Source organism: Thalassospira xiamenensis M-5 = DSM 17429 (assembly GCF_000300235.2).
GTDB lineage: Bacteria > Pseudomonadota > Alphaproteobacteria > Rhodospirillales > Thalassospiraceae > Thalassospira > Thalassospira xiamenensis.
In genome coordinates this window covers 2,020,747-2,033,153 of the sequence record NZ_CP004388.1, presented here as the reverse complement: position 1 = coordinate 2,033,153, position 12,407 = coordinate 2,020,747, and the positions used below count along the sequence as shown (strand labels likewise).

The 12,407-nt window shown below is 52.1% G+C and carries 10 protein-coding genes and 1 riboswitch; of the genes, 2 read left to right on the top strand and 8 right to left on the bottom strand.

Annotation, left to right across the window (positions count from 1 at the left end; translation table 11 throughout):
- Positions 1-2 precede the first annotated feature (2 nt).
- Positions 3-1,754, bottom strand: coding sequence for an arginine--tRNA ligase (gene argS, locus TH3_RS09555; RefSeq protein WP_007089640.1), 1,752 nt, complete (start codon positions 1,752-1,754; stop codon positions 3-5).
- 268 nt (positions 1,755-2,022) lie between these two features.
- Here argS and erpA point away from each other — a divergent pair, with 268 nt between their 5' ends.
- Together erpA and xth are read left to right on the top strand one after the other, a co-directional pair.
- A complete protein-coding gene (gene erpA / locus TH3_RS09550; protein ID WP_007089641.1) occupies positions 2,023-2,364 on the top strand; it encodes an iron-sulfur cluster insertion protein ErpA in 342 nt (113 codons plus the stop codon).
- A 76-nt stretch (positions 2,365-2,440) separates the two neighbouring features.
- On the top strand, positions 2,441-3,268 hold the full coding sequence (gene xth / locus TH3_RS09545) for an exodeoxyribonuclease III (protein ID WP_007089642.1): 828 nt from the start codon (positions 2,441-2,443) through the stop codon (positions 3,266-3,268).
- Positions 3,269-3,470: 202 nt separating this feature from the next.
- Here xth and ribB read toward each other — a convergent pair whose 3' ends face one another.
- The 7 genes from ribB to TH3_RS09505 form a co-directional block, all read right to left on the bottom strand.
- Positions 3,471-4,139, bottom strand: a complete 669-nt coding sequence (ribB, locus tag TH3_RS09540) for a 3,4-dihydroxy-2-butanone-4-phosphate synthase (RefSeq protein ID WP_007089643.1) — start codon at positions 4,137-4,139, stop codon at positions 3,471-3,473.
- Between the two features lie 119 nt (positions 4,140-4,258).
- A riboswitch (FMN riboswitch) is annotated at positions 4,259-4,409 on the bottom strand.
- A 131-nt stretch (positions 4,410-4,540) separates the two neighbouring features.
- Positions 4,541-5,818: an EAL domain-containing protein gene (locus TH3_RS09530; protein WP_007089645.1), complete on the bottom strand. Its 1,278-nt coding sequence runs from the start codon at positions 5,816-5,818 to the stop codon at positions 4,541-4,543.
- Positions 5,819-5,875: 57 nt separating this feature from the next.
- On the bottom strand, positions 5,876-6,742 hold the full coding sequence (locus tag TH3_RS09525) for an aminotransferase class IV (RefSeq protein ID WP_007089646.1): 867 nt from the start codon (positions 6,740-6,742) through the stop codon (positions 5,876-5,878).
- The gene (locus TH3_RS09520) at positions 6,739-7,332 is read right to left on the bottom strand and encodes an anthranilate synthase component II (RefSeq protein ID WP_007089647.1); all 594 of its coding nucleotides are present in this window, start codon (positions 7,330-7,332) and stop codon (positions 6,739-6,741) included. The genes TH3_RS09525 and TH3_RS09520 overlap by 4 nt, the downstream gene beginning before the upstream one ends.
- Positions 7,333-7,386: 54 nt before the next feature.
- Entirely contained in the window at positions 7,387-8,784 is a 1,398-nt protein-coding gene (pabB, locus tag TH3_RS09515; protein WP_007089648.1) for an aminodeoxychorismate synthase component I, read from the bottom strand.
- A gap of 187 nt (positions 8,785-8,971) precedes the next feature.
- Positions 8,972-11,638, bottom strand: coding sequence for a valine--tRNA ligase (locus tag TH3_RS09510; RefSeq protein WP_007089649.1), 2,667 nt, complete (start codon positions 11,636-11,638; stop codon positions 8,972-8,974).
- 89 nt (positions 11,639-11,727) lie between these two features.
- Positions 11,728-12,336, bottom strand: a complete 609-nt coding sequence (locus TH3_RS09505) for a DUF2497 domain-containing protein (RefSeq protein WP_007089650.1) — start codon at positions 12,334-12,336, stop codon at positions 11,728-11,730.
- Positions 12,337-12,407: the final 71 nt, after the last annotated feature.

Below are 12,407 nucleotides of genomic sequence, written 5' to 3'. Positions count from 1 at the left end.
GATTACATCTCCTCGACCGGGTCAACGCCCAGCACATCAAGACCGGACGCAATAACCAATGCGGTAGCACGGATCATGGCAAGGCGCGCCTGCGTCACCGCCAGATCATCGGCAACGATGAAACGCAATGTGGTATTGTCACGTCCTTTGTTCCACAAGGCGTGGAATTCGGCAGCAATTTCGCTCAGGAAGAATGCGATACGATGCGGTTCATGTGCAACGGCGGCCTGTTCAACAATACGCGGCCATTCAGCCATCCGACGCACCAGCATCTTTTCATCTTCCGACACCAAAGCCGATAGATCGGCCCCGACCAGTGCCGCATCCGAGAAATCCTGATTAGGGAACGCTTCGCGCGCCTGACGGAATACCGAATTAACGCGGGCATGGGCGTATTGAACGTAAAATACCGGGTTGTCTTTGGACTGTTCGGTCACTTTGGCAAAGTCAAAATCAAGCGTCGCGTCGTTCTTGCGCGTCAACATGATGAACCGCACGACATCCTTACCAACGCGTTCAACCACATCACGCAGGGTCACGAACGTTCCGGCACGTTTGGACATTTTAACCGGCTCACCATTGTCAAATAGGCTGACCAATTGGCACAGCTTGACATCAAGGTCGCCCTCGCCGCCCGTAATCGCCTTGGTCGCGGCTTTCATACGTTTGACGTAACCGCCATGATCAGCACCGAAAATATCGATCATGTGGTTGAAACCACGTTCGTATTTGTCAAAGTGATAGGCAATGTCGGACGCAAAATAGGTCCAACTGCCATCCGACTTTTTCAGAGGGCGGTCAACATCATCACCAAATTCAGTCGCCCGGAACAGCGTCTGCGGGCGCGGTTCCCAATCATCGGGCGTTTTGCCTTTTGGCGGTTCCAGAACGCCGACATAAATGTCGCCCTTTTTCTCCAGATGCTCGAACGCGGCCTGCACCTTGCCTGCGGCAACAAGTCCGGCTTCAGACGTAAAGACGTCGTGATCAACGCCCAGAAGACGCAGATCTTCCTTGATCAATGCCATCATCTCGACAATCGCAAAACCTCGGAACTCTTCCAGCCAGTCTTCTTCGGGTGCCTTGACCCATTTATCGCCATCACGTGCCGCAAGCTTTTTGCCCGGTGCCACCAGATAATCGCCCGGATAAAGACCAGCCGGAATTTCATCAATGGTTTCGCCAAGCGCTTCGCGGTAACGCAGATGCAGGGATCGCGCCAGAACATCGACCTGCGCACCGGCATCGTTGATGTAATATTCCTTGGTCACGTCATAACCGGCCTTGGCCAGCAGATTTGCCAGAACATCGCCAACAACCGCCCCGCGGCAATGGCCGACATGCATCGGGCCGGTCGGATTGGCCGAGACATATTCGACATTCATCTTGGTGTTTGCACCAAGATTGCTGTTGCCATAGGTCTTGCCGTTTTCAAGCACTTCGGTGATCTGTGACAGCCAGAAATCATCGGCCATTCGTAGATTGATGAAGCCGGGCCCGGCGATCTCGACCTGTTCGATATGATCAAGCGTGCCGAGTTTTTCGGCAAGCTTTTCTGCCAGATCACGTGGCTTCATCCCCGCAGCCTTGGAAAGCAGCATCGCGGCATTGGTCGCGGCATCGCCATGAGCGGCATCGCGCGGCGGTTCGACCGTGATACGTGCGGTATCGCTGCCAGCGGGCAAAACGCCGTCTTTTTCAAGGGCGAGAATCTGGTTCTCGATGTCGCTTTTCAACAGGCTGAAAACATTCATCACTTTTGGTCTTTGCAAATTTCGTTCATGGTTTATCACAACCATTTTGATGTGGCTGTTTTGGGACATTTCGCATCAAAACGCAAGCAACCGCTTAGTGGCCCTGCTCTCAGGTTTTGACATTTCTGCCATGCACACTAAATAGACCCTTAAGGAACGCGATCAGGCTGTGTTAAAGTTGCCACCATGATCGTCAATATACCCGTTGGGTTGCCCGTGAATATCCGGTAACTGGAATATTTCGGGATAGCACATCAAGGAGTGTCGAATGACGGAAACTGCCCGGCAGGTCCAGATGACCGAAAGTGCCGCAAAACGTATTCAGGAACTGATTGCCAGCGATGGAAAGTCAGGCCTGATGTTGCGTCTTCAGGTTTCCGGTGGCGGGTGTAGCGGTTTTCAGTATGAATTCTCGCTTGATTCCGACAAGACCGATGAAGACCACATTTTCGAAAATCACGGCGCGAAAATGGTGATTGATGACGTATCGCTTGATCTTCTCGGCGGTGCGGAAATCGATTTTGTCCGCGAACTGGTTGGTGCAGCGTTTCGTGTGAATAATCCAAACGCAACATCATCGTGCGGTTGCGGATCCAGTTTCTCGGTTTGATCCGCGTCGGAAAAACGATTTATAAAGCGGGGTTCGTGTTTCACGGACCTCGTTTTTGTTTGGACATAATGCTGTTATGTCTGTGCATAAAGCCGCAAAATTCATCCTGAACATCGAGGCCCGCATGAAAATCGCCACATGGAACGTCAACTCGATCAAGGCTCGCCTGCCCAATATCCTTGAATGGCTTGGCGACGCAAAGCCCGATGTTGTACTGCTTCAGGAAACCAAAACTGTCGATGACAGCTTCCCGGCTATGGAAATCGAGGATCTTGGCTATAACATCGCCCTGCACGGCCAGAAGACCTATAATGGGGTGGCGATCCTGTCAAAATTCCCGATTGAAGATGTCGAACGCGGCCTGCCGGGCAATGACAACGACGAACAGGCACGCTATATCGAAGCCACTATATCGGGAAATCGTCCGATTCGTGTGGCATCGATCTACGTCCCGATGGGAAGCGAGGTCGGATCGGAGAAATTCGAATATAAGCTGAACTTCCTGGATCGCCTGATCAAGCGTTTTGAGAAAATCCGTGAAAGTGGCGACGCCGCCGTTATGGGCGGTGACTACAACATCGCGCCGGATGACTCGGATGTTTACGACCCGATCAAGCTGCACGAAACCGTTCTATGTTCGACCGTGGAACGCAAAAAACTGCGAACCATGATGAATATGGGCTACACCGACGCATTCCGGACCTTCAATCCGCAGGGCCACCAATATAGCTGGTGGGATTACCGTGCGGGGGCGTGGAACAAGGATAACGGGCTTCGCATCGATCACCTGCTGTTGACTCCGGCCGCAGCCGACCGGCTCAGCGCATCGGATATTGATCGCGACCCGCGCGCCAAGGAAAAGGCATCGGATCACACCCCGGTCTGGTGCATGATCGACGACTGATCAAGGATCGTTCGCGGCCCGGCAAGACAAAGTCATCGAACGCAAAAGGCAGCAGAAAAACTCTGCTGCCTTTCAGCTTGGGCAAAGCATGAAGCAAGCCTTGCCAAGTGCGCAAATTTGTCGTGCTACTCGCTCGCCAAGGGCCCAAGAAGCGCAAAGTCAGATTAAACTCTCACCCCCAGACGGTCCCTGTCTGACATATCTATTCCGCGGCAAGCTGTAAAACGCCGCGATAGGCAACGATATCTTCGATGCTGATCACAACAATGTCGTGCTGCTGTGCGTAGGCAATCAGTTCCGGTAAACGCGCCATTGTGCCGTCCGGATTGGTGACTTCGCAAAGAACACCTGCCGGTTTAAAGCCCGCCAGACGCATCAGATCAACCGTTCCTTCGGTATGACCGCGACGTTCCAGAACACCCCCTGCACGCGCACGTAGCGGGAAGACGTGCCCCGGACGGGCAAGGTCATCCGGCTTTGCTCCATCGGCAATTGCGGTTTTGACCGTAGTCACGCGATCAGCAGCGGAAACACCGGTGGTCACGCCAACCTTTGCCTCGATGGAAACGGTAAAACCGGTTCCCATGCTCGACGTGTTGTTGGCAACCATCGGCGGTAGATCAAGTGCAGTTGCCATTTCATCGGTCAGACACAGGCAGACAATGCCGCTGCAATCGCGGATCAGCATCGCCATCTGTTCATTGGTCAGATTTTCTGCGGAAAAAATAAGATCGCCTTCATTTTCGCGATCTTCATCATCGACGACCAGAACCCCCTTGCCATTGCGCAAATCCGAAAGTGCACGTTCCATACGTGCGATCGGATCGCCAAAGATCGAAAGTTCCGGTTCCTGATGAACACTCTGATTCATAACGGTTCTCCGTTTAAGGAGCTTACGAATCAAGGCATCAAAAGAAAGGTCTGCACGCACGGCAAAGCCGCACGCCAGTCATAGGCTGACGACAACAGGTTCCCCCGTTATCCGCCACGCTTTATCCTCTCCCATCCGGACTGTTACCGTCGGCTCCGGAATCTCACCGGATCTGCTGACCCTGCCAAATTGCTTTGGCAGGCGCTCGCGGGCTTCTCTGAAATCAGGATTACCGCCGGTCAGGAATTTCACCCTGCCCTGAGAATAAGCGCCGTGTTTCAACGACATGCCTGACCACCTTGATCAGACCTCTTCACTTTAGAAAATGGAAAGATTGTTGTCAAACCCCCATACAGGGTGTCAGTGGAAACACTGTGTTGCCGGGTAGTAGGGCGACAAGGTCAAATCTCGGCCAGAATTTTTCCAGCCCTGAAATGAAATTCGCAACCATTTTTGCGTAATTCGCGCGGTGCCCACTGACATACAGCACATTTACGATCCGAAGTGGTATTACGCGATTTACATTCCTTATGCAGGTATTTCCCCAAAAGCGCGTCGATGTAGCTTCCCTGAAACGCATCCACACCAAGGCTTCGGCCCATGCGCAGTGCCGTGCGACTGTCACACCGGGTCAGAATCAGGTTGCGGTCGGCAAAAACAGAAGCAAATTCGCGAAGCCTGTCTGTCGCGTCAGCCCGTTTGGAGCCGATAATGTTCTGATCCCAGATCACCTTGACGAAATCGACATTGATCTTTTGAGGCGACAGGAATTCAAGCGATGGTAAGGTGATACGATCAAGCCCCACACGCACGCCAGCAGAATGCAGCAGATTGCAGGCATCTTCGAACTCCCACCAATCTGAAATCGCATTTTCAAGCGAGATTTCAATCGCCAAGTTTTCAGCAAAACGACTGTCTTCCGAGCCCAGAAACTCGGCAAAGCGATCACTGAATACCGATTGCACCATCATATTCAGATGCAAGGTATCCGGCAGCATTTGAGGGGCCAGACTTTTGGTGACATCCATCACCTTCTCATCAAGCACGCGCGACAGGATTTCAACCTCGCCCGGGCCTTCCAGAAGGAAACTGGCAAGATGGTGCTGACGCAGATAATCCAGCGAACAATAAAGTTCATGGCCAAGGATTTCGCGACGGCTGTCGTGAAATTCCAGAATAGCCTGACGGCGACAGGAATCGAAAACCGCTTCATCAGTGATGGCAGAACGCAGCATTTCGGCCATATCAAAGCGTTGCAGGCTTTCGTTTGGAAAATGGTTTTCTTCAGGAAGCCCCAACAAACCAAACATTGCCTTGCGGTCTTCTGGCCAGGAAAATTCGTTCCAAAGCCTTTGTGGGATGTCGCCCAAACCCTGTCGATGGATAACGTCCTTGAGCGTTTCGGTCACACTGGTCAAAAACGTATCGGTTTCACCAAACGATTTGGATGGACGAATAAAAGCGACCATACCGTTTTCAAGACGATATTCTTGGGTCTTTTCAGGCAGATGATGAAATGCATCACGCGAAATATCCTGATAATCCTGCGGTTCAAGGCGCAAGGATACGGGGATATTCAAAATTGCAACAATCGACCGCTTGCCATTGGCCCCGTGTTTGCGCAGGTTTTCAACGAACCTTGCTAAGGTCAGTTCCGATTTTGTTGAAGACGCGGTCATGTGCATTCCCGTCAAAAGGCGTGGGAAACGAAAATGCCCGATTGAAGTTAATTTTAGTTAAACATCTATACCAAGGCATAGTGATTTTTCAAAATCACCCACCAATTGCATAGCGTGATCGTGTTTCGCCTGATCAAAGTCAAAAGCAACGCCATCAATCGAGCGAACAAACCTTATTCCCTGCAATGCGTTACAGACGAAAACCAAATCCATTGACAACAGGTCTTTCGGATCGATAGACGCCTCGTGGACGGCAACCGCGTGATCTCGACACCAATCAATGACGAATTTCCGTGCCAACCCGGCAAGAATTCCGCAATTGGCAGGTGCTGTATAAAACGTATTGTCACGAATCCCGAACAGGTTGGCGATTGTTGTTTCCGCGACAGAACCATCAACAGAAAGAACGAGTGCCTCGTCCGCGCCACAAGCGGCGACTTCCTGTCGCGCTGCTATATTGTCGAGATAGTTAAGGCTTTTGACCTTGCCTGCAATCGACCACGGATTGCGCCGAACCCGTTTTGACGTCGCAAGGATCAATCCCTCATCCTTTGCCGGTTTGATAAAGGATGACGCCGTTATAAGAACCGTGGGATGGCAATCTTGGGGTGGCAATAAACCGCGCGGGCCGCTACCACGCGTAACGGTCAGGCGAATAACCGCATCATTCCCACCAAGTTCCATACAAAGCGATGCGATAGCTTCGGCAACTGTTTGGGCATTAGGCAGCAATATCGGATCAAGGCCGATTAATTCGGCATGGCTGGTCAAACGATCAAGATGCCGCTCAAGCCATGCAACCCTGCCCTTATGGGCCCGCATGGTTTCAAAAAAACCATCTCCCAACAGCAATCCGCGATCCGTGACGGCAATATGCGCATCCGTCTGACCAATGATATTGCCATTAAGCCAGACTTTCGTCACGACGCAGCCTTTCGCGGAACGGTCGCACCGGCAATGGCAAGGAAGTTAGACAACAAATCATGTCCCTGCTCGGTCAAGACGGCTTCGGGATGGAATTGGACACCAAAGATCGGCAGATCCCGATGGGCAAAAGCCATGATTTCGCCGTCCGGTCCCGTCGCGGTCTGAACCAAAGTGCCATCCAGCGGAAGATCAACAACCAGCGAGTGATAGCGCGTTACCGTCAGCGGAGATTTGATACCGTTAAACAGTGCCGAACCATTGTGATCAATTGCCGATGTCATGCCATGTACCGGCCGATTTGCGCGTTTTACGACGCCACCAAATGCCCGTGCAATCGACTGATGCCCCAGGCAGACCCCCAGCATCGGGTAATCGCCGGATAATTTGGTAATCAGGTCGATACTGTTTCCCGCTTCATCCGGGCCGCATGGTCCGGGGGAAAAGACGATGGCATCGGGATTCAACCGACGTACTTCATCAACATCGATCCGATCATTGCGCACGACATCAACCTTCTGTCCAAGCTCCACGAAATAGCGCGCCAGATTGAAAACAAAGGAATCGTAATTGTCGATCAGCAGGATCATTTCAACCCGATCCGTCCATGAGTGCGTTGATGATAATGCATAAGGTCAACCATCTTACACCGCATAGGGCCGGATCCCCAATGCTTCGAATATCTTGGCGGCCTTGACCAGCGTCTCATCATATTCAGCAGCGGGAATGCTATCGGCGACGATTCCACCACCTACATTGAACGCCATGCGACCGCCATTTACACAAATGCTTCGGATCGCAATATTGGTATCCATGCTGCCATTAAAGCCGATAAAGCCGATTGCTCCGCAATACGCACCACGCGTCGATCCTTCAAGTTCGGTAATGATTTCCATTGCGCGGATTTTTGGTGCGCCTGTAATCGAACCGCCCGGGAAACAGGCTGCTAGCAAATCGACAGCAGACTTGCCATCCTGCAATTCCCCGGTCACAGTCGAAACCAAATGATGGACATTTGCATAACTCTCAAGCGTACAAATCTGCGGCGTCTTTACGCTATGCGGCTTGCATACTTTCGATAAATCGTTACGCAGAAGATCAACAATCATAATATTTTCTGCGCGATCTTTCGCAGATAACATCAATTCCTGTGCGAGTTCGGCATCCTCGACAGGCATGGCCCCGCGCCTGCGTGTGCCCTTGATCGGTCTGGTTTCCACCTGCCCATCCGCGACCTTCAGAAACCGCTCGGGCGAATTGGACAGGACTGCCACATCGCCAAAATTCAGGAAAGCCCCGAATGGTGCCGGACTGGCAAGGCTGAGGCGGCGATAAAGGTCAAACCGTTTGGGAATGACATCATAAGCATATTCGGCCCGGAAACTTTGCGACAGGTTAGCCTGAAAAATATCCCCGGCATGGATGTAATCAACGACGGTCTGCACGGCACCTTCGTAGCCGACACGATCAAAATTCGACTGCCACGGCATGATATCTGGCGTATGAGGAATTTCGGGCGTTTCAAGCATTGGCCGTGCAAACCGAAGGTACTTACGAATAATCCCGATGCGATCAGCCGCACGTTTTTTCCGTGCAGTCGGCGATGTTTCGGGAATCCCCGTCGAAATAAGCCACATGCGGCGATCAAGCTGATCGAATGCGATGACAAGGTCATAGATGCCAACCGCTATGTCGGGCATGTTGAGCCAGTCCTGCGGAGCTTGGGGGAGCGTTTCGAGCTGTTGGGCAAGCTCATAACCGAAATAACCGACAGCCCCGCCCTGAAACGGGGGTAAATCCGGACCGGCTTCCACGCGATAGCGTGCCATCAGATCGGCAAGAACCCCGAACGGATCACCGGGAACGGGAAAACCGTCAAGCTTCACCTGCCCGTTCTTGGCAGTCAGTTTATGCAACGGCGATGCAACAACATAAGCAAAGCGGTCCCGGTCACCGGAATCAAGAAAATGACTGTCTGCGAACCCGGCAAAGGCACCGTAGGCATCAAGCGGTTCGATATAAGGGCATTCTTCAATCAGCATTTTACGGTTCGGCCCATCATCGGGATAAAGTTGCGTCAGATAGCGAGATAACGGTTGGTCGCCAATTTATGCGATTCTATAACTCTGGCGAGGATGAATTTCAAAATTCGTCAAAGATCAGAGTGAATGAAACGCAAAAGGGCCAATCCGATGGACTGGCCCTTTGACGTGATCACAACAACCGGAATTACATCGCCGCGATGCGGGCGTGAGCTTCCTGAAGTTTGGCAAGGGTATCGCGCGCTTCTTCAAGCTTGGCTTTTTCGGTCGCGACAATATGTTCAGGCGCACGGCTGACGAAACTTTCGTTCGACAATTTGCCTTCCTGACCCTTGATATATTTGGTTTTGCCGTCGATTTCCTTCTCAAGGCGCGACTTTTCGGCCACGACATTGATGAAATCGGCAACCGAAACGAAGACGGTTACACCGTCAACGACGGTCTGAATGGCCCCTTTGGCGATGGCTTCAACATCGCCCTGCCCTTTGAATTCAACCACAGCCACACGTGCCAGACGTTTAACCTGGGCTTCCTGCGCGGACACGGCTGCCTTCATTGCATCGGATGCATCGACCAGATAGATCGGAACCTCAGCCGCAGGCGGTACGTTCATTTCGGAACGAACACCACGAATATTACCGATCAGGCGGATGGCAAGATCGATTTCATCTTCGGCGGCACGGTCAATCAGTGCATCGTCGAATTTCGGATAAGCCTGCGACATCAGAAGCGTCGCACGATTATCAGCCGACTTTTCCCAAAGTTCTTCGGTGATATAGGGCATGATCGGGTGCAGGATCAAAAGAATCTGATCCACAACCCATGCAGTCACAGCCCGGATTTCGGCTTTGGCGTCTTCGTCCTGGCCCATAAGGACCGGTTTTGCCAGTTCCAGATACCAGTCGCAGAAAGTGCCCCAGACAAACTGATAAGCACCGTTCGCGGCATCATTGAAACGATAGCTTTCGATGCCCGATGAAACGGTTTTTGCCGCCTCGGCGGTCTTACCGACAATCCAGCGTGCCAGTGTCGAACTGACATTGGCAGGATTGAACCCGTCGACCGGTTTGCATTCGTTCATTTCAGCGAAACGTGCCGCATTCCAAAGCTTGGTCGCGAAGTTCCGATACCCTTCAACGCGGGACGCTGCAAGCTTGATATCGCGGCCCTGAGCAGCCAGTGCCGTCAGGGTCAGACGCAGCGCGTCACAGCCATATTCGTCAATCAGTTCCAGCGGATCAATCACGTTGCCCTTGGATTTCGACATCTTCTGACCATGTTCATCACGGACCAGCGCATGGATATAGACATCCTTGAACGGAACTTTACCATCCATGAAATGCATGCCCATCATGATCATGCGGGCAACCCAGAAGAAGATGATGTCAAAACCGGTAACCAGCACATCACCCGGATAGTATTTGTTCAGTTCCGGGGTTTTATCCGGCCAGCCAAGGGTCGAGAATGGCCATAATGCCGATGAGAACCACGTATCAAGAACGTCGGTTTCCTGGGTAAGTTCAACATCCTTGCCGAAATGCGCCTTGGCCGCCGCCAAGGCTTTTTCTTCGGTTTCCTCGACAAAGATTTCACCGTCCGGACCAAACCATGCCGGAATGCGATGTCCCCACCAAAGCTGACGCGATATGCACCATGGCTGGATATTGCGCATCCATTCAAAATAGGTGTTTTCCCAGTTCTTGGGCACAAATTTGATACGACCGTCTTCAACTGCCTCGGTCGCCGGTTTGGCCAGAACTTCGGCATTCACAAACCACTGATCGGTCAGGTACGGCTCGATCACGACGTTTGAACGGTCGCCGTAAGGCACCATGTGAACGGTGTCTTCGATCTTTTCAAGCAGACCGAGTTCTTCCATTTTGCCAACGATCAGTTCGCGTGCCTTGAACCGATCCAGACCACGATATTCTTCCGGCGCGTCATCATTGATGCGCGCATGATCATCCATGATGTTGATTTTTTCGAGATCATTGCGTTTGCCGACTTCAAAGTCGTTGAAATCATGCGCTGGCGTGATTTTAACGGCACCCGATCCCTTTTCAGGATCGGCATATTCATCAGCAACGATTTTGATTCGGCGTCCCACGATTGGCAGAATGCAATACTGACCAATCAGATCCTTGTAACGTTCATCATCAGGATGAACCGCAACACCGGTATCGCCCAACATGGTTTCCGGACGCGTGGTCGCAACGGTGATGAACTCGCCTTCCTTGCCCTCGATCGGGTATTTGAAGTGCCAGTAATGGCCTTTGACTTCTTTCTGAACGACTTCAAGATCGGAAATCGCGGTCAGAAGTTTCGGGTCCCAGTTGACCAGACGCTTGTCACGGTAAATAAGTCCCTGTTTGTGCAGGGTAACGAATACCTTGCGAACAGCAGCCGACAGACCATCGTCCATGGTAAAGCGTTCACGTGGCCAATCTGGTGATGCGCCCAGACGGCGAAGCTGATTGGTGATAGTGCCGCCGGATTTTTCTTTCCATTCCCAGACTTTTTCGATGAACTTTTCGCGGCCAAGGTCATGACGCGTCACGTTTTGTTCGCCAAGCTGGCGTTCAACGACCATCTGTGTCGCGATACCGGCATGGTCGGTACCGGGCTGCCACAGCGTATCCTTGCCCGACATCCGGTTATAGCGCACCAGAATATCCTGAAGCGTAAAGGTCAGTGCATGCCCCATATGGAGGCTGCCGGTTACGTTGGGCGGCGGCATCATGATGACATAGGGATTTGCACCTGATGCCGGATCGGCGGCAAACGCCCCCGATTTTTCCCATTTATCGTAAAGTCTGCCTTCAACGTCGGCCGGGCTATATGTCTTCTCCAACATGGTCTTTTGATCCGCTGCGGGTTTTATCACTGTACAAAGAAAAAGCGGCGCACCGTTGGCGCGCCGCTGTAAATCATATTTCGGCTCGCCTACAGGTCTTCGGCGCGGTTCACAATCCGCTCGATTTCCTTTTTCACAAGGCGTTCGATCATATAGGGAAGGTTTTCGTCAAGCCATTCCTTAAGCAACGGACGCAGCATATCGCGCACAAGGTCTTCAAGCGTGATATGACCAGCATTAAGGCCAAGGGCGACGGCACGTTTCTTTGCAACGGCTTGCGCCAAATCCGAGATGGTTCCGGTTGCCGTGTTTTCGGTAGCACGGGAAATCAGCGGCTCGTCATCTTCGTCGTCCTCGTAGACCGTCGGCATTGCCGGTTCGGGTTCCGGTTCGTCGAAGTCATCCATCAGATCGGGTTCAGGTTCTTCGAATTCGTCTTCTTCCGGGGTTTCATCGAAATCGAGCATATCGTCGAGTTCGAGCTCTTCTTCGGGCTCGTCAAGCTCAAGCTCTTCCGGTTCTTCATCGAATTCAAGTTCTTCGGGCTCTTCATCAAGTTCGAGCTCGTCGATCTCTTCTTCAATTTCCGGTTCGGGTTCTGGTTCCGGCATCGGTTCTGGTTCAGGAGCGGCCTGTTTCTTGTCATCATCCCCTTCATCAGCAAGAATCTTGCGGATGGACTGGAGGATGTCCTCCATTGAAGGTTCTTGTTGCCCGTCACTCATTTTTTATCTTCCGCACTAGATTTCATTACCGAACCGACCCTTCC